Below are 21,887 nucleotides of genomic sequence, written 5' to 3'. Positions count from 1 at the left end.
AGAATCCGTGCGCTGTTGGTGGGTGCCGACCGTTGGTCGGCACATCTGTCAGATATCGAATGAATTCATTCGTGCCGACCGACGGTCGGCACCTACCAAAGCAGAACGCAGTTCCGACAGATCGCAGGAAACTGTCGAAGGCGGGGTGGGTCCGGTTGAGGGGGTGTGAGCGGCATGGGCCCGAGGCATGCCTCGGGCGGGTTGGGCAGGACGCCCAACCCCGGTCTTGCCGTATGCGCAGGACAGCGCACACGAGCAAGCGGCGACCGAGCTTACAGGGACGTACTTGCAGCGTCCCCCTCAACCGGACCCACCCCGCCTACCCTCAGGAAACCAGCTGTTGACGTTGACGTTGCCTTGGCTTGCAGCAGGTGCAGGGCTGCAAGCCCTGCAAAAAACCTACCTACCCAGTACCCGCGCGATCGCTTCGACCAGCAGCTCACCGGTCACCGGCTTGCGCAGGAACCCGCCGATGCCCGCGGCCTCCACCTGCTCCTGCAGGTCCGCATCGGTACGCGCAGTCACCGCCAGCAGCGGCAACATGTAGCCCTGGTTGCGCAGGTGCTGGGCCAGCTCGAAACCACTCAGGCCCGGCAGGTCCAGATCCAGCAGGCCGACATCGAAATCGCCCGCGCTGATCTCGCGCAGTGCCGCCAGCGCATGGCCGGCATGCACCACCTCATGGCCGCGCGCGGTCAACAGGCCGATCACCACATCGGCCACGGTGGCATCGTCTTCCACCAGCAGGATCCGCAGCGCCGGCATGTTCGCCACCGCGTCCTCGCCCATCATCGCCTCGCCGTCTTCGCTCGCGCCATCCTGCTGCAGCGGCAATGGCAGGCTCACCTCGAAGCGGGTGCCTCTGCCAAGCTGGCTCTCCACGCGGATCCGGCCCTGCATGGCCTGCGCCAGTTCGCGGCAGATCGCCAGGCCCAGGCCACTGCCACCGTACTGCGCGGCCGTGCGTGCGCCGTCGGCCTGCTCGAAACGACGGAACAGGCGCTGCTGCTGTTCCTGGCTGATGCCCGGGCCGGTATCGTGCACTTCGAAATGCAGGCCACGCGGGCCGTCCTCGCAGCGCACAAGCAGGGTGATGGTGCCGCGGCTGGTGAACTTCACTGCGTTGGACAGCAGGTTCAGCAGGATCTGCCGCACCCGCATCGCATCGCCGGTCGCCTGCAGGCCCGCAGGCAGCTGGTTGTCCAGCACGAAGCGCAGGCCCTTCTGCGCGGCCAGCGGCCCCATCAGGGCGGCGAGGTCCTGCAGCAGGCCGTTCAGCGCGAACGGTCGCGACTGCAGCTCCAGGCGACCGGATTCGATCCGGGCCAGGTCCAGTGCATCGTTCACCAGGTGCAGCAGGTGCTCGCCGGCATGGCGGATCGACTGCGTGTAACCGCGCTGCTGCGGGTCCAGCGGCGAGGCCAGCAGCAGTTCGCTCATGCCCAGCACGCCGGTCATCGGCGTGCGGATCTCATGGCCCAGGTTGGCCAGGAACCGCGTCTTCGCCGCCGACGCCTGTTCGGCCAGCTCCTGCTTGTGCAGAGCCAGCTGGTAGGCGTGCTTGCGCTGCAGGCGGCGCCGGTACAACCAGGCGAACCAGCTGGTCAGCAGCAGTGCGATGGACGTCAGCACCAGCAAACCGGACAGGCTGCGCCACCACGGTGGAAGCACATGGAACTCCAGCGCTTCCACCCGCGACCACACGTGGTCGGCCGAGCGCGCCTGCACTTCCAGCCGGTACGCACCCGGCGGCAGGCGCGAGAACAGTCGCTCGCCCCCCGCCCCCACTTCCACCCAGTCCGGATCGTAACCGGTCAGCCGGTAGCGGTAGCTGTTGGACGCTGAATCGGCGAAGGACAGCAGGCGCGCGACGATGCGCAGGTCGCGATCGCCGTCGGTGATCTGCAGCGGTGTGTCGTGGGTCAGGTCCAGGACCTGTTCGTTGCGGCGCACCTCCACCCGCTCGATCACCAGCGGCGCGCGCCGGGTCGAAGGTCGCACCAGGTCGGGATCGAATGCCACCACACCGGCCGGCGTACCGGCCACCAGCTGCCCGCTCGCCGTGGCGATCAGCGTGTGGTCGCGGAATTCCTGGCTGGGCAGGCCGTCATGCACGCCATACAGGCGCACGCTCTGGCCATCGGCACCCACCCGCACCAGGCCGCGCGCACCGCTGGCCCAGGCGACGCCGCGCGCGTCGACCACCAGGCCGGTCGCGGCGATGGCCGGGTAGCCCTGCTCGCTGCCGATCACCGCCTGCCGCTCCAGGCGCCCGTTGCGCCAGAGGTAGCGCGACAGGCGTCCATCCTCGGACAGCCAGACCTGCCCATCGGCGCCCACGTCGATCGCATACACCGGCGTGGCAGGCGCCCCGGGCACGGGCTGGAAGCGCTGTGCGTCCGGCTGCCACTGCAGCAGGCCGCGGCTGCTGGCCAGCCAGATCCGGTCCTGCGGACCGCATTCGACATCCATGTTGAGCTGGCCGGCCTGCAGGCCGTCGCGGCCATTTTCCAGCTGCCGGCGCAGGTGTCCGTCGAGATCGCGCTGCTGCAGGCCCGACGGAAGCATCAGCCACAGGCTGTCGCCGTCGCAGGTCATCATCGCGTCGATGTTGCCTTCCATCGTGGCATCGGCGCCGCTGCCGCCATCCCAGCGACGCAGCGCGCGGGTGCGCGGGTCGTAACGCAGCAGCGCATCGGTCGAACCAACCCAGACCTGGCCGTGCCGATCCTCGCGTACCGAGGTCAGCCAGTGCATGCCGTTGAGGAAGGTGCGGTGCTGCTCGATGTCACCACTGCGCGGGTCGAAGCGGTCCAGCGCACCGTGGCTGCCGACCGTCCACACGCCGCCATTGGCGGACGGACTGGTGCCCAGCACGTAGGCATTGCGCAGTGACGACGGATCATCCTCCAGCCGCGAGAACACCGAGAACTGCCACCAGCGCGGCAGCAGGTGCCACAGGCCGGCATTGGTACTGGCCAGCCAGATGCCGCCTTCGCGGTCTTCATAGGCGCCGGCCCAGTTCGGCCGCACTTGGCCACGCGCCACGGCGCTGTACAGCGGCACGGTCTGGTACTGGCCATTCACCGCGCGGCCCAGGCCACTGCGCGTATCCAGCCAGTGCCCGCCCTGCTCATCGCGCAGCATCATGCCCAGCACTTCGTCACCGGCGGGCAGCTGCCACTGCGGTGCCTCGAAGTGGCCGTCGGGCCGGCGCACGGTGGCGCCGGCCACGGTGCTGATCCACAGGCTGCCGTCGGGCTCGGCGGTCATGCCGATGACCAGCTGGCTGGGCAGCGCATCCGCGTCGACGCGTTCGAAATCAGTACCGGTCCAGCGCGCGAGACCGTGCTTCGTCCCCACCCACAGCGTGCCATCGGGCAGGGTCGCCAGGAACGGAATCGAGGCGGCCGGCACGCTGCGAGGGTTGTCCTCTTCAGGCAGGAAGCGCTGCAGGCGGTCCTTGTCATCCAGCCGGTACAGGCCGCCGCCATAGGTGCCGAACCAGATGGAGCCGTCCGGGGTGGAGGCCAGGCTCCACACCGTGTTGCTGGCCATCAGCGGCTGGCTGCTGCGGTCGTAGAAGCGCAGCTGCCGGCGGTCGGCCGACATCCGCACCAGGCCGGCATTCTCGGTGCCGATCCACAGCTCGTTCTGGGCATCGACCAGCACGGTCCAGATGCGGTTGTCACGCAGCCCGTCCTCGGAACGCCAGACACGGTAATTGCGCCCGTCGTAGCGGGCGAGGCCGTCATTGGTGGCGATCCACAGGTAGCCGTAGCGGTCTTCGGCCATGCGGTTGACGGTGTTGGACGGCAGGCCGTCGAACACGGTCACCTGCCGCGGTGTCGGCGGCACCGGCTGCGCGGCCACGGGCGCCAGGACGCACAGGAGGATCAGCAGCAGCGTCGCCGCCCGCAGATACGCCACCGATTGCCTCCTCACGCTGCCTGTTGATGAACCCCGCGTTGTGCGGCGTCGGCATGGTAAACCGAAAGTCAGGGCATTCACGTCTGCCAGTGCCTCAATCAGACATCCACCTGGCGTTTTGCGCGGGCCTGCTGGATTGCCGACACCAGCAGGTCGCCGGTCACCGGCTTGCGCAGGAACCCGTCGAAACCGGCGGCGAGCACCTGGGTTTCTGCATACGCATCGGACCGCGCGGTCACCGCCACCAGCGGCAGCTCATAGCCCATCGCACGCAGCTGGCGGGCGATGGCGGTGCCATCCAGCGCCGGCAGGTCCAGGTCGAGCAGGCCGACATCGAAGCAGTCGGTGGCGATCTCCGAAAGCGCGCCCAGCCCGTGCAGCACATGCACGACCTGGTGCCCGCGTGCGCGCAGCAGGCCGGCGATGACCTCGGCCACGGTCACATCGTCTTCCACCAGCAGGATGCGCAGGGCCGGCAGCACCGGCACCGTGCTCACCTCGCTCTGCGCCGACGCCGCCTGGCGGGTCCAGGGCAGCGGAACCCATACGCGGAAACGCGCGCCCCGGCCCAGCTGACTGTCCACGTCGATGCGTCCGCCCATCGCCACTGCCAGTTCCTGGCAGATCGCCAGACCCAGCCCACTGCCGCCGTAGCGCGAGGCGGTGCGCGGCCCGTCGGCCTGTTCGAAGCGATGGAACAGCCGGCGCTGCTGCTCGGCGTTGATGCCAGGCCCACTGTCGCTGACCTCGAAGGTCACGCCATTGCCATCCTCGTCGAGGATCGCGCCGAGCCCCACGTAACCACGATCGGTGAACTTGACCGCGTTGCCGAGCAGGTTCAGCAGGATCTGCCGCACCCGCATTTCATCGCCGCTGACGCAGACCGGACCCGGCAGCGCATCTTCGCGCCGGAACGCCAGCTGCCGCTGCTGGGCCATCGGCTGCATCAGCGCCTGCACCTGGTCGAGCAGGCCGTTCAGATCGAACGGACGGATATCCAGTTCCAGGCGACCCGCTTCGATGCGGGCCAGGTCCAGCGCGTCGTTCACCAGCCGCAGCAGATGGCTGCCGGCCTGCTGGATCGACCCGGCATAGCTGCGTTGCACCGGGTCCAGCTCGGTGGCCAGCAGCAGCTCGCTCATGCCCAGCACGCCGGTCATCGGCGTGCGCACCTCGTGGCCCAGCGTGGCCAGGAAGCGGCTCTTGGCCTGCGAGGCCTGTTCGGCCAGCTGCTGCTTGTGCACGGTCAACTGCCATTGCTGGCGCCGCCGCAGGCGCCGGCGGATCGACCACACCATCACCAGCAACAACAGCGAGCCCAGCATCAGGTAGCCGAAGATGGCCATGCCGCTACGCCACCACGGCGGCAGCACCTTCACCTGCAGCCGCTGCGAAGCCGTCCACGGCCCGCTGGCGGTGGCGGCCTGCACTTCGATCGAGTACAGCCCTGGTGGCAGCCGCGACAGCGTGCGCTGGCCATCACCGCCCTGCTCCACCCAGTTCTGGTCATAGCCTTCAACACGGAACCGGTAGCGGTTGCCCTGCGGGTTGGCGTAGGACAGCAGGCGCGCGTCGATCTGCAGGTCGCGATCATCCGGGCCCAGCAGCAGCGTGCCGGTGGCCGGCAGTGGCTGCCAGCCCCTTGCATCGTCGCGGCGCACTCGCACCTGCGCGATCACCAGCTGCGAGGGCGGCAGTTCCACGTCGGGCGCATCGGGATCGAAGCCAACCAGGCCGGTCTGGGTGACCGCGAGCACCCGGCCGTCGGCACCGATCGCCGGCGGCCGTCCGGTGAACTCGGCATCGGGCAGGCCATCGCGTTCGTTGAACTGCTGCACGCGCCGCGTCTGCGGATCCCAGCGCAGCAGCCCGCGCGGCGTGGTCGCCCACACCCGCCCATCGCGGCCCAGCGCCAGGCCGCCCATGCTGACCGGCGGCATGCCGTGCGTGGCATCGACGCGCTGGATCAGGCGCAGGCCCAGGCCATCCCACTGGTAGCGTTCGAACGCTCCCTGCCGCGCCAGCCACACCTGCTGCGGGTCGATCCAGACCAGATCGAAGATCTGCCCCTGCGACACCCCTGGCACGGCGACGAAGCGGTCGGCCTGTTCGCGCCAGATGCCCAGCGCACCGACCAGCCAGGCCTGGCCGCGCGCATCGAAGCGGATCTGCTCCACCGGCGCATCGCCTTCGCCGCGCAGCGCGGCCAGATCGAAGGTGCGCAGCACCCGTCCATCGCTGGCGCGATGCTGCAGGCCGAGGTTCATCACCGAGATCCAGACCGTGCCGTCGGGCGCCTCGCGCATCAGGTCGATGCGCTGGCGCAGGTCGGCGCCACCGGCAATGGGCCAGTCGCGCAGCGTGCGCCGCGCCGGGTCGTAGACGCTCAGGCGCCCCGCGCGACCCAACCACAGGCTGCCATCCGGGCGCGGCAGCACCGACCACACCGCACCGCTGCCCAGCTCGCGGTCGCTGGCCAGCAGGCTCAGCGTGCCCTGCGCGTTGACCTGGTAGACGCCGTGGGCCGAGCCGACGAAGTAGTTGCGGCCGTCGCTGGCCGCGCTCAGCAGGTACTGGCTGTCCAGCGGGCGTCCATCCAGCTGGTACCAGGTGGAAAAGCGCCGCCAGTCCGGCGGCAGATAGGCAAGACCCTGGGTCAGCAGTGCCACCCACATGCCACCCTCGTGGTCCTGAAGCAAGTCCAGCACGCCGCTGTGGCTGGTCAGGAAAGCGCTGCCGCGGTCGCCTTCCAGCCGCCGCAGCTGGGCCGCATCGCCGCGCAGCAGGCCATCGGAGGTACCGGCCCAGTAACCGCCCTGGCGGTCGGCCAGCACGATGGCCGAACGCAGCTGGGCACTGTCGGCCCAGCGCGGCCGGCTGACCCGGTCCTGCGCATCGATCCGGTACAGGCCATCGTTCTGGGTGCCGATCCAGATCGCGCCCTCGGCGTCACGGCTCAGCCGCAGCACGCTTACCGCGCCCAGTTCGCGCGCGGCCACCGCTTCGAAGGCCGTGCCGTTCCAGCGTGCCAGGCCCGCCTCGGTGCCCAGCCACAGGCGGCCCTGCGCGTCGACCAGGCTGCTGTAGATGGTGTCGCTGGGCAGCCCGCCCGCCGACTGCCGGAAGAAGCGCAGGCTGCCGTCCTCGCCCATGCGGCAGACGCCATGGGTGCTGCTGCCGACCCACAGCGCATCCTGGGCATAGGCCAGGGTCCAGGCCTGGCCCTGGCATTCGTTGTTGAGTGCGTCGAAGGATTTGAAGCGCTCGCGGTCGGCATCCAGTCGTGCCACGCCCTTGCCGTTGATGCCGACCCAGACGCGGTCGAGCGGATCGACCATCAGTGTTTCGATCTCGTTGCCGGGCAGCGAGCCGGGCTGTTCCGGATCATGCTGCCAGACCCGCAGGGTGCCGCCGTCATAGCGTGCCAGGCCGCCATCGGTGGCCGCCCAGATGTGCCCGGTGCGGTCTTCAGCCAGGGCCAGCACCATGCGCGAGGGCAAGCCTTCGGCCGCACCGAAACGACGCAGGCGCGGTGTTTCACCTGCCATGTCCAAGGTCGCCGCGGAGGTGGCCAACGCCACCAGCAACAGACCTGCCCCTGCGATGCACCGCCAGTACCGGCGCCAGCCGCTCTTCATCCTGAACCCCCTGTCCTGCGCCGATTGTCACACAGGGCCGGGGTCATCGCTGCAACAGGCTGTTTCCAGCCGCATTGCCACCACGAACTGTTGCAGCCGTGCACACAGCGCAGCACAGGGCCTGTGCGTATGATCGAGGCACCTTTCCGCCGAGCCCTGCCGATGCGTTCCTGCCTGGCCCTGCTGCCCCTGCTGCTCGCCGCCGTCCCGGCCTGGGCCGGCAACGATGCGTGGCGCATCGATCCGGTGCATACCCGCGTGCTGTTCTCGATCGACCACGCCGGTTACTCGCAGGCGATGGGCACGATTTCCGGCAGTGCGGGACAGCTGCGGTTCGATCCCGACAACTGGCGGGAAGCGACCCTGGACGTCGAGATTCCCGTGTCGCGATTGGACCTGGGTGATGACAAATGGAACCAGGCCACCCTCGCCCGCAGCCTGCTCGATGGGGAACGCTTCCCCACTGCACGCTTCGTCTCCACCCACGTGGAGCCGATCGATGAGAAGCATGCACAGGTTGCCGGCACCCTGACCCTGCGCGGGGTCAGCCAGCCGGTGGTACTCGACGTCACCCTCAACGCGGTCAAGCGCTATCCGCTGCCGCCGTTCCGCCGCACCGTCGGCTTCTCGGCCACCACCATGCTGAGCCGCCGTGCCTTCGGCATCACGGCCTGGCCGGGCGTGATCGGTGATGCCGTACAGGTGAGGATCGAGGCCGAAGCGGCGTTCGACCGCAGCGATGCCCCGGGAACTCCCGCCCCTGATTCCCACTCCGACAGCACGACGGCCCCCAAGGATTCCCGATGACCGCCAAGAACACGCCCGCCGCCTGGGGCAGTGTCAGCCAGACCCTGCACTGGTTGATCGCCCTGCTGATCCTCGCCTTGGGCATCGTCGGCCTGACCATGGGTGAACTGCCGAAGACCCCGAAATACTTCTGGGTCTACACCGCGCACAAGTCGATCGGCATCACCGTGCTGGCCCTGGTGCTGTTCCGCCTCGGATGGCGCCTGTATGCCGGCGCACCGAAGCCGGTGCCGGGCGTGCCCAGCTGGCAGGAACGCATCGCCAGCGCCACCCACGTGCTGCTCTACCTGCTGATGTTCGCCATCCCGCTGTCCGGCTGGCTGTACGACTCGGCCAGCGGCCTGCGTCCGTTCCGCTGGTTCGGCCTGGTCGACGTGCCCAAGCTGAGCGGCCCAGACCCGCAGACCGTCGCGGTGTCCCATGCCATCCACGAATACGGTTTCTGGCTGTTGATCGCGGTGGTGCTGGCCCATGCCGGCGCTGCCTTCTACCACCACCTGTTCCAGCGTGATGCCACCCTCTCGCGGATGTTGCCGCGCGGCTGGCTCGCCTCCCCCCAGAAGGACTGACCGATGACCCTGAAACTGACCACCCCGGCCGCCGTGGCCGCCGCCCTGGCCGGCATGCTTGCCACCGCCCCGGTGCTGGCCGCCGATTACGCGCAGGCCCCCGGTGCCGGCTCGATCCTTGTGTTCGCCACCAAGTACGACGGCGAAGTGTTCACCGGCAGTTTCCCGGGCTTTGCCACCAAACTCAGCTTCGACCCGGCCAACCCGGCCGCCGGTTCGCTGGACGTGGTGATTCCGCTGGCCGGCGCCAAGAGCGGCAACAGCGACCGTGACTCGACCCTGCAGGGCGCGGACTTCTTCAACGTCGGCAAGTTCGCCACCGCGCACTACACCGCCAAGGGCTTCCGCGCCGTGGGCAACGACCAGTACGCCGCCGACGGCACGCTGGAACTGCGCGGCGTCAGCAAGCCGGTCACCCTCACCTTCACCTGGAAGCCAGGCACCCAGCCGGTGCTGACCGGCAAGGCGACGGTCAAGCGCCTGGACTTCGGCGTGGGCGGCGGCGACTGGGCCGACACCAAGACCATCCCGGACGAGACCTCGATCAGCACGATCGTGAAGTTCGACGCGAAATGAGCAATGGGCCGGGGCACCGCCCCGGCCGCATTCTGTAGAGCCGAGCCATGCTCGGCTGCTGCGCGCGCCGCGACCGAATCTGCCGCCGGGCCATGCCCGGCGGATTCACCCCGCAGCCAGCCAGGCCCGCACACCGGCCGCATCGAACGGCCAGTCCAGCTCGCGGCCGCCGGCCTCGTCACGCAGCACCGGCACCCGCGCGCCATAGCGCGCTTCCAGCCCGGGCTGGTCGTCCAGAAACACTGATTCGAACTCCGGCGCCTGCGCCTTGGCCAGCTCGGCCAGGGCCATGTCGCACAGGTGGCAGTCGTCACGCTGGAACAGGGTCAACACCGGTTCGGGCCCCTTGCTGGAAATGCTGCGCCGCAGCCATGGGTTGCAGCAATGAACCGCTAGAATAGCGGTCTCTTCCGGTACCCGCAGTACGGCAACCATGGCTGTCAGCACGTTCGACGTTTTCAAGATCGGCATTGGTCCGAGTTCCTCGCACACCGTCGGGCCGATGAAGGCCGCCGAGCGCTTCATCCACCGCTGGCTGCTCGACCCGGGCCGGTTGCACGAAGTGGCGCGCATCCGCGCCGACGTCTACGGCTCGCTGGCATTGACCGGCCGCGGCCACGGTACCGACAAGGCGATCCTGCTCGGCCTGGAGGGCCAGCGCCCGAACCTGATCGACCCGGACATCATCCCGGCCGCCCTGGAGCGCATCCGCAGCAGCAAGCGCATCCAGCTGATGGGCCAGCACGAGATCGCCTTCGACGAGAAGCGCGACCTCGGCATGAACAAGCGCCAGAAGCTGCCGTACCACACCAACGGCATGCGCTTCACCGCCTACAACGCCGAGGACGAAGTGATCGCCACCCGCGATTACTACTCGGTGGGCGGCGGCTTCGTGGTCAACCAGGACGACGCGGCCGATGACCGCATCGTGCCCGATGAAACCCCGCTGCCCTACCCGTTCAAGAGCGGCGACGAGTTGCTGGCGCAGACCGCGCGCAGCGGCCTGAGCATCGCCCAGCTGATGTTCGAGAACGAGAAGTGCTGGCGCAGCGAGGACGAGATCCGTGCCCAGCTGCGCGAGATCTGGAGCGCGATGCAGTCGTGCGTGGCGCGTGGCATCCGCGAGGAAGGCGTGCTGCCGGGCGGCCTGAAGGTCGGCCGCCGCGCACCGGCGCTGTACCGCGAGCTGTCCTCCAAACCGGAAGCCGCGATGCGCGACCCGCTGACCACGCTTGACTGGGTCAACCTGTACGCACTGGCGGTGAACGAAGAGAACGCTGCGGGTGGCCGCGTGGTCACCGCGCCGACCAACGGTGCGGCCGGCGTGCTGCCTGCGGTGCTGCATTACTTCGACCGCTTCTGCCCGGGGGCGAACGAGCAGCGCGTGTTTGACTTCCTGCTGACCTCGGCGGCGATCGGCATCCTGTACAAGGAAAACGCCTCGATCTCCGGCGCCGAAGTGGGCTGCCAGGGCGAAGTGGGCGTGGCCTGTTCGATGGCTGCCGGTGGCCTGGTGGCAGCGCTGGGCGGCAACCCCAGCCAGATCGAGAACGCCGCGGAAATCGGCATGGAACACAACCTCGGCCTGACCTGCGACCCGATCGGCGGGCTGGTGCAGATTCCGTGCATCGAGCGCAACGCGATGGGCGCGGTGAAGGCGATCAACGCCTCGCGCATGGCCATGCGCGGCGACGGCAAGCACAAGGTCTCGCTGGACAAGGTCATCAAGACCATGCGCGATACCGGACGCGACATGCAGGACAAGTACAAGGAAACCAGCCGTGGCGGCCTGGCGGTGAACGTCATCGAGTGCTGAGTGGTAGAGCCGGGCCCATGCCCGGCTGAGGGGAAAGCCGAGCATGGGCTCGGCTCCACACCGCAGGACACGGTCACCGGTTTGCGGCTAGGCTCAGGGTTCACTGTCACGGAGAATCCCATGCGCGTGATTGCCGCCGCCCTTTTTGCCTGCCTGCCGTTGTCCGCCCTCGCCGTGCCGCCACCGACCTACGGCGCGCGCCTGGAAGGCTTTGATTACGGCTATCCGGTGAAGACCTTCGCCCTGCAATCGCAGGGCCAGCCGCTGGAAATGACCTACCTGGACGTCACGCCGAAGAAGAAGGCAATTGGCGTGGTCGTGCTGCTGCACGGCAAGAACTTCTGCGCGGCCACCTGGCAGCAGACCATCGCGCCGCTGGTGGCCGCGGGTTACCGGGTGATCGCACCGGACCAGGTGGGCTTCTGCAAGGCCAGCAAGCCCGAGCGCTACCAGTATTCGTTCGGCCAGCTGGCCGCCAACACCCACGCCCTGCTGCAGCAGCTGCAGCTCGGCGACCAGCCGGTGCACCTGGTCGGCCATTCGATGGGCGGCATGCTCGCGATCCGCTACGCGCTGATGTACCCGCAGGCGCTGCGCAGCCTGTCGCTGGTCAATCCGATCGGTCTGGAAGACTGGAAGGCTTTGGGCGTGCCGTGGCGCAGCGTCGATGAGTGGTATGCCGGCGAACTGAAGACCAGCTATGAGAGCATCCGCCGTTACCAGCTGGACGTGTACTACGACGGCCAGTGGAAGCCCGCTTACGAGCACTGGGCACGCATGCAGTCGGGCATGTACGAAGGCGCCGGCAAGCAGGCGGTGGCCTGGAGCCAGGCACTGACCTCGGACATGGTGTTCAACCAGCCGGTGGTCTACGAACTGAAACACCTGCAGGTACCGACCGCATTGTTCATCGGCCAGAAGGATCGCACCGCGATCGGCCGCGACCGCGCCTCACCGGAACTGAAGGCCACGCTGGGCAACTACCCCGCACTGGGCAAGGCCGCCGCGCAGGCGATTCCCGGTGCAACTCTGGTCGAGTTCGCCGAACTCGGGCACTCGCCGCAGGTGCAGGACCCGAAGCAGTTCAACGCGGCGCTGTTGAAGGTATTGAAGACGCGTTGACCTGCCGGGTTCCCCTTGTAGAGCCGAGCCCATGCTCGGCTCATCGCGCAGGGCCGGCCAGGTAGAACGCAGCCGAGCATAGGCTCGGCTCTACGAAGTTCCTGATCCACCGAGCTTGACCGCAGGCCGTCAGCCCGCAATCCGCAGCACGTCATCCAGCAGCGCCGCAGCGGTGACTTCCGCACCGGCGCCCGGGCCCTGGATCAGCAGCGGTTGCTGGCGGTAGCGATCGCTGTGGATGGCCACGCGGTTATCCGTACCCGCCCCCTGTGCCAGCGGATGATCGGCTGGCAGTTCACGCAGTCCCACCTGTGCACCATCTGCATCTACACGACCGACGAAGCGCAGCACCCGGCCCTGCGCGTGCGCCTGCTGCCAGCGCGCCTGCAGCGGCGCGTCCAGTTGTTCCAGCGCGGCCAATGCTTCAGCCAGCGGCACGTCTGCCAGCGCCGCCGGCACCAGCGACTCCACCTGCACCTGCGCCGCATCCAGTGCCAGCCCACTGCTGCGGGCGAGGATCAGCAGCTTGCGCCGCACGTCCTCGCCGGACAGGTCCACGCGCGGATCGGGCTCGGTATAGCCAGCGTCCAGAGCTTCGCGCACCGCCAGCGAAAACGGTGAGCGTCCGTCGTAGCGATGGAACAGCCAGGCCAGCGATCCGGACAGCACGCCTTCGATTGCATGGATGTGGTCACCACCGGCCACCAGCGCGCGCAGGCTGCTCAGCAGCGGCAGGCCGGCACCCACGGTGGCGCTGTCACCGTAGCGCGCACCGCTGTCGGCACAGCTTTCGGCGATGGCCTGCGCGCGTGCCAGCTGCGCACCGCGGCCCAGCTTGTTGGCGGTCACCACGTGCACGCCACGGGCCAGCCACTGCACGTGGCGCGCGGCCACGTCCTCGCTGGCGGTGGCATCGACCACCACGTCGCCGCGCTCCAGCCCTTCGGTGCTGGCCCACGGCGGCGAGCTCTGGCCATCACGTGGCGCGCGTCGGGCCAGTTCCAGCGGCAGCGCCAGGTCGCGGTCGATGGCCAGCGCCGTGCGCGAGTTGGCCAGCCACTGCACGCTGGGCAGGTCCAGCCCGCGCGCCTGCAGCGTCTGGTAGCGCTGCACGAAGGCCGTGCCCACCGTGCCGGTGCCGAGCAGGGCCAGGCGGCCACCGCCGAGCGCGGGAATGTCAGCAGCCAGCGCGCTCATGCATCCACCACCTGTTTGCGGCGCACCGCAGCGCCGATCACCGCTTCGGCGCGCTGCAGCGCGGCGTCGAGATCGGCCAGCAGGTCACGCTCGGCTTCGATGCCCACCGACAGGCGCAGCAGGCCTTCGCTGATACCGGCCGCGGCACGTGCTTCGGCGGTCATCGCCGCATGGGTCATGGTGGCCGGGTGCGCGACCAGGCTTTCGACGCCGCCCAGCGATTCGGCCAGGGTGAAGTAGCGCAGGCCATCGACGAAGGCGCGCACCGCCGCGTGCGGATCCTCGCCCTCGCAGGCCGCCAGTTCGAAGGACAGCATGGCGCCGAAACCGCTCTGCTGGCGCGCGGCGATGGCGTGGCCGGGATGGTCGGCCAGGCCCGGATAGTAGACGCGTGCCACGGCCGGATGCGCATCCAGCAGGGCTACGATCGAGGCGGTGTTCTCCTGGTGCGCGCGCAGGCGTGCATCCAGCGTGCGCAGGCCGCGCAGGGTCAGGAAGGCATCGAACGGCGAACCGGTCAGGCCCAGCGCGTTGCCCCACCACACCAGTTGCTCGTGCACCGCCGGGTCGCGCGCGATCACCGCGCCGCCGACCACGTCACTGTGGCCGTTGATGTACTTGGTGGTCGAATGCAGCACCACATCGGCACCGAACGACAGCGGCTGCTGCAGGGCCGGCGACAGGAAGGTGTTGTCCACCACGACAAGCGCACCGGCCTTGTGCGCGGCATCGATGACGAAGCGCAGGTCGGTGATGCGCAGCAGAGGGTTGGACGGCGTTTCCACCAGCACCAGCTTCGGCTGGCTGGCCAGCGCCTGGGCCAGCGCACGTGGGTCGGTGAGGTCGGCGGTAACCAGGGTGAAGTGGCCCTTCTTGGCCAGTGCATTGAACAGGCGCCAGCTGCCGCCGTACGCATCGTGCGGCACCACCAGGGTGTCGCCCGGCTCCAGCAGTGCGTTCAGCACCAGGTTGATCGCGCCCATGCCGGTGGCGGTGATGACGCCGCCAGCGCCGCCTTCCAGTTCGGCCAGTGCTTCGCCCAGCAGGTCGCGGGTCGGGTTGCCGCTGCGCGTGTAGTCGTACTGCCGCTTGTTGCCGAAGCCATCGAAACTGAAGTTGGACGACAGCACGATCGGCGGGGTGACCGCACCGTGGGCGGTGTCGCGGTCGATGCCGGCGCGGACAGCGGCAGTGGTGCGGCTACAGGACGGCTCGTTGGCGTACAGGCTCATGCGGACTCTCCAGAAGTGCGGAAGGCGGTAGCAAGGATCGCGTCGATGCGATCGGTTTCTTTGAGGAAGGCGTCGTGGCCGTAGGGCGAGCGCAGCACGCGCAGGCTGCCGCGCGGGCCCAGCCCTTCGACCAGGCCGACCAGGTCGGCCAGCGGCACCAGGCGGTCACCTTCCACGGCCACCACCACGGTGGGCGGCAGGATGGCGGCGGGGTCCACGCGGTGCAGGTCGATCGATTCGGACAGGCGCAGGTAGGCGGTCACCGGCGTGCGCGCCACGTACTGTGCACCGGCGGCATCGAGGTAGTCTTCGGCGGCCACGCGCACGCGGCCGTTGACCACTTCCGGCGCCGCGTCGAAGCGCTCACCAAACTCTTCCGGGGTGCGGTAGCTGAGCATGGCGAACTGGCGGGCCAGGGCCAGGCCGTGGTCTTCGCCGCACTGCAGCTGGCCCAGCGCAACGGCACGGCGCTGCAGCGCGCGCCAGGCGGCGGCATACGGATGCGGGCGGTGGGCGCCGCTGGCCAGCACCAGCTGGCGCACGCGGCTGCGGTGGCGGATCGCGAACTGCTGGCCGACCAGCGCGCCATAGGAATAGCCGACGAAGGCCTTCAGCACGCGGATGCCGAGATGGTCCAGCAGCAGCGCCAGCGCATCGGCCTGGTCGGCGGTATCGATCGGCACGTCCAGCGCGCCATCGGCACCGATGAAATCGAAGGCCAGCACGCGCAGCTGCTGCGGATCCAGCGCGCGTCCGCTGCCGACCAGGCCTTCGGCCCAGCCCTTTTCGCTGAACTGTGCATTGGAGGCGACGTGGCGATGGGCGGAGATGCCACCGGCCAGCACCACCACCGGCGCGTTGGCCGGCCCCACCCACTCGTAGCGCAGGCGCACCGGGCTGGCCCCGGCGTGGCGCATCGACAGCACGGCGGCGAACTCGCCGCGCTCGGCATGCACGCTGACGGGGACAAAGGATTCGGGACGGGCGGCGGTGTTGGGGGCGAAGCTCATGGCGGGATCCGTGTGGGGAATCGGCCATCGAGCCTTCGCGGGGCTCGCGTTCGAGATGCACGTGCGGTGCATGGTTCGAACCATCTTTCGGTGGACGCCACGGTCCCCGCAGGATTTGGCACCTACGCAGACGCTTTCGCGTCTGCGGGCTGCCCCGGCTTCAAAGGGCCTGTCCCTCTGCCGGTCTCGATGGTGGAGCCACGATGCCAGCCCTTTTCGCCAATGTCAATCCCTTCATGCGGATAAAGCGATGGAATAAATGAACCGCCATTCCGCGAACTGCGCCCGGTCCCCGTGTTCAGGATCCGCTACAGTCCCCAGCGCCCTTTCCGCTGGATTCATCAATGTCCCGCCTGCCCCTGTCCTGCCTGCTGCTGCCGCTGCTGGCCAGCGCAACCGTCCACGCCAGCGACTGGCGCCAGGGCTGGGGACTGGTGCCGAAGTCCGGCTCCGCTGCGGCCGGCGACGACGCCCCGCAGGCCGCGCCGACGACCCAGCTGCGACTGCAGGCGATGGGCGGGCAATGGCAGGCACACATCGACAATCCCTTGGCCGGCCCGGTGCAGATCGAACTGCGGTCGGCGCCTGGTGGCGCCATCGAGGGCCTGCCGGTGCGTTCACTGGTCCAGGGCGGTGGCAGCCTGGTGATCGGCCACCTGCCGCCCCCCGCCGAGGGACGCAGCCTGGACGTGCGCCTGCAGTCGGTGCCGGGCAATCCTGCCGCGCAGGCCGATGACGTCGCCTACCGGCTGCCGTTCGAAGCACCGCACCTGCGCGTGGACCAGGCCCCGAACGGCCGCTTCAGCCACGAGGACGAAGAGAACCGCGACGCGGTGGATTTCGCCCTGCCCGAGGCCACCCTGGTGATGGCCGCGCGCGAGGGCACCGTGATGCAGGTGCAGGATGGCTTCAAGGCCAATGGCCAGGACCGCGAACGCGATGCCGGTCGCGCCAACTTCATCCGCATCCTGCACAGCGACGGCAGCATGGCGCTGTATGGCCACCTGCAGGCCGGCGGCATGCGCGTGCGTCCGGGCCAGGCGGTGCAGGCCGGGCAGCCGATCGGCCTGTCCGGCAACAGCGGCTACAGCACCGCCCCGCACCTGCACTTCGTGGTCCAGGTCAACCGCGGCATGGGCCTGCGCTCGGTGCCGGTGCGCATTTTCACCGCGCAGGGCCAGCTGCAGTTCGCCCGCCAGGGCGACGCCGAGGGTGGCATCGGGCGCTGACCGGCCCCGGCCGGTATAATCGGGCGCTTATCTCTTTGAAAAGCGCCCCGGGCGGGCGCCACTGCCATGTCCGAAGTCGCCAACGAAGCGTCGCGTCGCCGCACCTTCGCCATCATTTCCCACCCTGACGCCGGCAAGACCACGCTGACCGAAAAGCTGCTGCTGTTCGGCGGTGCGATCCAGATGGCCGGTTCGGTGAAGGGCCGCAAGGCCGCCCGCCACGCGACGTCCGACTGGATGGCGCTGGAAAAGGAGCGCGGCATCTCCGTCACCTCCTCGGTGATGCAGTTCCCGTACGAAGGCAAGATCGTCAATCTGCTCGACACCCCCGGCCACGCTGACTTCGGCGAGGACACCTACCGCGTGCTGACCGCGGTGGACTCGGCGCTGATGGTGATCGACGTGGCCAAGGGCGTGGAAGAGCGCACCATCAAGCTGATGGAAGTCTGCCGCCTGCGCGACACCCCGATCATGACCTTCATCAACAAGCTCGACCGCGAGGGCAAGGACCCGATCGAGCTGCTGGATGAAGTGGAGACCGTGCTGGGCATCCAGTGCGCCCCGGTCACCTGGCCGATCGGCATGGGCCAGCGCCTGAAGGGCGTGGTCCACCTGCTGACCGGCGAAGTGCACCTGTACGAACCGGGCCGCAACTTCACCCGCCAGGATTCGACCATCTTCCCGTCCATCGATGCGCCCGGCCTGGCCGAGAAGATCGGCGCACAGATGCTGGCCGAACTGCGCGACGAACTGGAGCTGGTGCAGGGCGCCAGCCACCCGTTCGACCTCGACGCCTACCGCGCCGGCAAGCAGACCCCGGTGTTCTTCGGCTCGGGCGTGAACAACTTCGGCGTGCAGCCGCTGCTGGACTTCTTCGTCGAGCATGCACCGCCGCCGCAGGCGCGCACCACCACCGGTCGCATCATCGCGCCGGAAGAGAACAAGCTCAGCGGCTTCGTGTTCAAGATCCAGGCCAACATGGATCCGCAGCACCGCGACCGCGTGGCGTTCATGCGCATCTGCTCGGGCCGCTTCAGCGCCGGCATGAAGACCTTCCACGTGCGCACTGGCAAGGACATGAAACTGGCCAACGCACTGACCTTCATGGCCAGCGACCGCGAGATCGCGGCCGAAGCGTGGCCGGGCGATGTCATCGGCATCCACAACCACGGCACCATCTCCATCGGCGATACCTTCACCGAAGGCGAAGCGGTCACCTTCACCGGCATCCCCAACTTCGCCCCGGAACTGTTCCGCCGCGCGCGCCTGCGCGATCCGCTCAAGCTCAAGCAGCTGCAGAAGGGCCTGGCCCAGCTGTCCGAGGAAGGTGCGACCCAGTTCTTCCGCCCGCTCACCAGCAACGACCTGATCCTGGGTGCGGTGGGTGTGCTGCAGTTCGACGTGGCTGCCTACCGCCTGAAGGACGAGTACGGCGTGGAAGCGACCTTCGAGCAGGTCAGCGTCTCCACCGCACGCTGGGTCCACTGCAGCAACGAGAAGAAGCTGGAAGAGTTCCGCGAGAAGAACGCGCTGAACCTGGCCCTGGACGCCGCCGGCCACCTGGTCTACCTGGCCCCGACCCGGGTGAACCTGCAGCTGGCCCAGGAACGCTCGCCGGACGTGCGCTTCTCGGCCACCCGCGAAGCAGCGCACACCGTCCCGGCGGGTTGAAAGCCAGGGGTCGGATCCCTTTCCGCAGGAAAGGGCTCTGACCCCGTCGCTTGGAGGCGGCCGGATTCATCCCCCATACGGTGACGGGGGTGCAAGCGCCCGCCATCGCGGCGATGATAGGGGGGCTGCGGGTCCCCCTCCCCGCGAACCACGTCATCACCATGTCCTCCACGACTGCTACCTCCATCCGTGAAGAAATCGCCAGCGCCCTGACCCACGGGCTCGGCGCCGTGTTCGCGCTGGCCGCCAGCGCCGTCCTGATCACCCTGGCCGCCATCTACGGCGACGGCTGGCAGCTTGCCAGCGCCATCGTGTTCGGTATCGCCCTGCTGCTGCTGTATACCGCCTCCACCCTGTACCACGCCATCCAGCACCCCACGGCCAAGGGCCGGCTGAAGGTCTTCGACCACTGCGCAATCTACGTGCTGATTGCCGGCACCTACACGCCGTTCACCCTGATCGGCCTGCGCGGGCCCTGGGGTTGGGGCCTGTTCACCGCCATCTGGGCGCTGGCCCTGGGCGGCGTGGTGTTCAAGCTGTTCTATACCGGCCGCTTCAAGGCGCTCTCCACCGGCATCTACATCGCGATGGGCTGGCTGGTGGTCGTGGCGATCAAGCCGATGTGGGCCTCCATCGACGGCGGGACCCTGGCCTGGCTGTTCGCCGGCGGCCTGTCCTACACGCTGGGCACCTACTTCTACCATCGCGAATCGATCCCCTATTCGCACGCGATCTGGCACCTGTTCGTCATCGGCGGCAGCGTCTGCCACTTCGTCGCGGTAACCATGCAGGTCCTGTAACCCTGCCGCCGGACGCCCATGTGCACACCATGCACATGAGCGCTTCGCGCCCCGTCCACCCGGATTGGGGCAACCATGGCAGTGTGAATGCTGCCCCTGCCCCTGCTGCACCGCGCGCTTCGCGCTGGCGCCTCCGCCGCCCCGGTCCACGTGGCCAGCGCTGGCTGGCCGTGCTGGTGTTCCTGCTGGCCGCACTGCTCATCCTCATCGCACTGTGGGACTGGAACTGGTTCAAGGGGCCGGTGGAACGCGCGGTGCAGGCCCGCACCGGCCGCGCCCTGCACATCGGCCACCTGGATGTCGACCTCGGCCGGACCAGCACGATCCGCGCCGATGCGATCACCTTCGCCAATGCGTCGTGGTCGAAGCAGGCCACCATGGCCAATGCCGACCGCGTGGAAATCGACGTCCGCGTCTGGCCCCTGCTCCGTGGCAGCATCCAGTTGCCCGAAGTACGCCTGACCCGCCCCGACGTGCTTCTGGAAGCCGCCCCGCGCAAGGGCGAGGCCGGCAACTGGAATTTCCTGCCGGCCAGCGATGGCAAAAGCTCGCTGCAGCTGAAGGGCCTGCGGATCGATGACGGGCGCCTGCAGTACTTGGATGCCTTGGGCCGCACCGACATCCGCGTCGGCGTGCGCAGTGGCGAAGCGACCACCACTGCTCACAAACAGGCCGACACCGCCCCGCCGCTGCTGGTGAAGGGACAGGGCCGCTGGCAGGGCAATCCGTTCACCCTCAGCGGTGGCACCGAATCACCGCTGCAGCTGACCGACAGCGCGCATCCCTTCCGCATCCACCTCGATGGCCGTGCCGGCAGTACCCATGCCGTGGCCACCGGTACACTGACCAACCCGTTCGCGCTGCAGGTGTTCGACCTGCAGTTCGCACTCAGTGGCCAGGACCTCGCCGACCTCTACCCGCTGCTGGGCATCGCCATCCCGCCCTCGCCGCCGTACGCCCTCGATGGCCGGCTCAAGCGCGACCACAACGTGTGGCGCTACGAAGGGTTCACCGGCAAGGTCGGCGACAGCGACCTGGGCGGCAACCTGCAGTTCGAGGTGGGCCGCGACCGTCCGCGCCTGACCGCCACGCTGGAATCACGCCGACTCGATTTCGACGACCTCGCGGGCTTCGTTGGCGCCCCGCCGAAGACCGGCGGCGGCGAGACTGCCAATGCCGAGCAGAAAGCCCAGGCCGCACAGGTCGCCGCCAGCCCACGCGTACTGCCGGACACTCCGTACAACCTGGGCAAGCTGCGCGCGATGGATGCCGACGTCCGCTGGAAGGCCCACCGCATCAACGCGCCCTCGCTGCCGCTGGATGACATGGACGCGCACCTGCTGCTGGACGACGGCGTGCTGCGCCTGGATCCGCTGAACTTCGGCGTGGCCGGCGGTGACATCCGCAGCACCATCCGCATGGACGCACGCCAGCCGCAGATTTCCACGGCGCTGAAAGCCAGCGTGCGCGGCGTGCAGCTGGGCCAGCTGTTCCCGGATGCGAATCTGGCCAAGCAGGCCAAGGGTGGCATCAGCGGCCAGATCGACCTGACCGGCCGCGGCAACTCCATTGCCGCCATGCTCGGCGGCAGCAGCGGCGACGTCGGCGTGGCGATGGGCCGTGGCCATGTTGGCAACCTGGTGATGGAGCTGGCCGGCCTGGACATCACCGAGTCGCTGAAATTCCTGTTCACCGGTGACCGGCAGATTCCGCTGCGCTGCGCCTTCGCTGATTTCGGCGTGCGCGATGGCCTGATGACCAGCCGTGCGTTGGCGGTGGATACCACCGACACGATCATCATCGGCGAAGGCGCGGTGAGCCTGCGCGATGAGCAGATGGACCTGCTGCTGAAGCCGCGACCGAAAGACAAGAGCATCCTGGTGCTGCGCTCGCCACTGCGCATCGGCGGCACGTTCAAGGATCCGTCGTTCCGCCCGGATTTCAAGGCACTCGGCCTGCGCGGCGCGGTGGCCCTGGCGCTGGGCAGCATCGCCCCGCCGGCAGCGCTGCTGGCCACGATTGAGCTGGGGCCGGGCAAGGATGCCAATTGCGGTGGGCAGTACGCGAAGTAAAAGCGGTTGTTCTGCGGCGCCTCTGTTGATCCTGGTTTGAGTGGGACGGGTGGGCCAGTCAGGACACGCCGTAAACCCGTCCATGGGGGCTCGATGGCGCCATCCATGGCGCCAACGGTCCTGCCTGGCCCACCCGTCCCACTCCCGACAGTTTCCTGCGCGCGCGGAACGAGAGCAGGAATTCAAAATCAAAAGAAAAAGCAGAATCAAAAGCTGTG

General features: G+C 68.5%; 15 protein-coding genes and 1 riboswitch. Of the genes, 9 read left to right on the top strand and 6 right to left on the bottom strand.

What is annotated here, in order from left to right:
• Window positions 1–399 precede the first annotated feature (399 nt).
• The gene (locus DCO49_RS13805; RefSeq protein ID WP_116864512.1) at window positions 400–3,930 is read right to left on the bottom strand and encodes a hybrid sensor histidine kinase/response regulator; all 3,531 of its coding nucleotides are present in this window, start codon (window positions 3,928–3,930) and stop codon (window positions 400–402) included.
• A 98-nt stretch (window positions 3,931–4,028) separates the two neighbouring features.
• A complete protein-coding gene (locus DCO49_RS13800) occupies window positions 4,029–7,568 on the bottom strand; it encodes an ATP-binding protein (protein ID WP_116864511.1) in 3,540 nt (1,179 codons plus the stop codon).
• A gap of 162 nt (window positions 7,569–7,730) precedes the next feature.
• Here DCO49_RS13800 and DCO49_RS13795 point away from each other — a divergent pair, with 162 nt between their 5' ends.
• From DCO49_RS13795 to DCO49_RS13785, 3 genes are read left to right on the top strand one after another with little or no spacing between them, the layout of a single operon-like run.
• Complete coding sequence (locus DCO49_RS13795) at window positions 7,731–8,375, top strand: YceI family protein (RefSeq protein ID WP_116864514.1); 645 nt, start codon at window positions 7,731–7,733, stop codon at window positions 8,373–8,375.
• Window positions 8,372–8,944, top strand: coding sequence for a cytochrome b (locus tag DCO49_RS13790; protein WP_116864510.1), 573 nt, complete (start codon window positions 8,372–8,374; stop codon window positions 8,942–8,944). Before DCO49_RS13795 ends, DCO49_RS13790 begins: the two co-directional genes overlap by 4 nt.
• Before the next feature lie 3 nt (window positions 8,945–8,947).
• The gene (locus DCO49_RS13785) at window positions 8,948–9,520 is read left to right on the top strand and encodes a YceI family protein (RefSeq protein WP_079222816.1); all 573 of its coding nucleotides are present in this window, start codon (window positions 8,948–8,950) and stop codon (window positions 9,518–9,520) included.
• Between the two features lie 105 nt (window positions 9,521–9,625).
• On the opposite strand, the gene DCO49_RS13780 is transcribed toward DCO49_RS13785, so the two are convergent.
• Window positions 9,626–9,853, bottom strand: coding sequence for a glutaredoxin family protein (locus tag DCO49_RS13780; RefSeq protein ID WP_116864509.1), 228 nt, complete (start codon window positions 9,851–9,853; stop codon window positions 9,626–9,628).
• 100 nt (window positions 9,854–9,953) lie between these two features.
• Between DCO49_RS13780 and DCO49_RS13775 the strand changes: the two genes are divergently transcribed.
• Window positions 9,954–11,336: an L-serine ammonia-lyase gene (locus tag DCO49_RS13775; RefSeq protein ID WP_116864508.1), complete on the top strand. Its 1,383-nt coding sequence runs from the start codon at window positions 9,954–9,956 to the stop codon at window positions 11,334–11,336.
• A 120-nt stretch (window positions 11,337–11,456) separates the two neighbouring features.
• The gene (locus DCO49_RS13770) at window positions 11,457–12,458 is read left to right on the top strand and encodes an alpha/beta hydrolase (RefSeq protein ID WP_116864507.1); all 1,002 of its coding nucleotides are present in this window, start codon (window positions 11,457–11,459) and stop codon (window positions 12,456–12,458) included.
• A gap of 129 nt (window positions 12,459–12,587) precedes the next feature.
• Here DCO49_RS13770 and DCO49_RS13765 read toward each other — a convergent pair whose 3' ends face one another.
• The 3 genes from DCO49_RS13765 to DCO49_RS13755 are packed head-to-tail and all read right to left on the bottom strand — an operon-like array spanning window position 12,588 to window position 15,897.
• Complete coding sequence (locus DCO49_RS13765) at window positions 12,588–13,655, bottom strand: homoserine dehydrogenase (RefSeq protein WP_116864506.1); 1,068 nt, start codon at window positions 13,653–13,655, stop codon at window positions 12,588–12,590.
• Complete coding sequence (locus DCO49_RS13760) at window positions 13,652–14,887, bottom strand: O-succinylhomoserine (thiol)-lyase (protein WP_079222820.1); 1,236 nt, start codon at window positions 14,885–14,887, stop codon at window positions 13,652–13,654. Before DCO49_RS13760 ends, DCO49_RS13765 begins: the two co-directional genes overlap by 4 nt.
• On the bottom strand, window positions 14,884–15,897 hold the full coding sequence (locus DCO49_RS13755; protein WP_116864505.1) for a homoserine O-succinyltransferase: 1,014 nt from the start codon (window positions 15,895–15,897) through the stop codon (window positions 14,884–14,886). Before DCO49_RS13755 ends, DCO49_RS13760 begins: the two co-directional genes overlap by 4 nt.
• Before the next feature lie 77 nt (window positions 15,898–15,974).
• Window positions 15,975–16,093, bottom strand: a riboswitch (SAM riboswitch).
• Window positions 16,094–16,241: 148 nt separating this feature from the next.
• Between DCO49_RS13755 and DCO49_RS13750 the strand changes: the two genes are divergently transcribed.
• The 4 genes from DCO49_RS13750 (at window position 16,242) to DCO49_RS13735 (ending at window position 21,669) form a co-directional block, all read left to right on the top strand.
• Window positions 16,242–17,126: a M23 family metallopeptidase gene (locus DCO49_RS13750; RefSeq protein WP_116864504.1), complete on the top strand. Its 885-nt coding sequence runs from the start codon at window positions 16,242–16,244 to the stop codon at window positions 17,124–17,126.
• Between the two features lie 66 nt (window positions 17,127–17,192).
• The gene (locus DCO49_RS13745; protein WP_108769659.1) at window positions 17,193–18,797 is read left to right on the top strand and encodes a peptide chain release factor 3; all 1,605 of its coding nucleotides are present in this window, start codon (window positions 17,193–17,195) and stop codon (window positions 18,795–18,797) included.
• Window positions 18,798–18,958: 161 nt separating this feature from the next.
• Window positions 18,959–19,597, top strand: coding sequence for a hemolysin III family protein (locus DCO49_RS13740; RefSeq protein ID WP_116864503.1), 639 nt, complete (start codon window positions 18,959–18,961; stop codon window positions 19,595–19,597).
• Window positions 19,598–19,680: 83 nt separating this feature from the next.
• Complete coding sequence (locus tag DCO49_RS13735) at window positions 19,681–21,669, top strand: AsmA family protein (RefSeq protein WP_116864513.1); 1,989 nt, start codon at window positions 19,681–19,683, stop codon at window positions 21,667–21,669.
• Window positions 21,670–21,887: the final 218 nt, after the last annotated feature.

This window comes from Stenotrophomonas sp. SPM (assembly GCF_003105135.1).
In the GTDB taxonomy this organism is placed as follows: Bacteria; Pseudomonadota; Gammaproteobacteria; order Xanthomonadales; family Xanthomonadaceae; genus Stenotrophomonas.
Note: the sequence above shows the minus strand (reverse complement) of the source record. Positions and strands in the feature narration are given on the sequence as shown.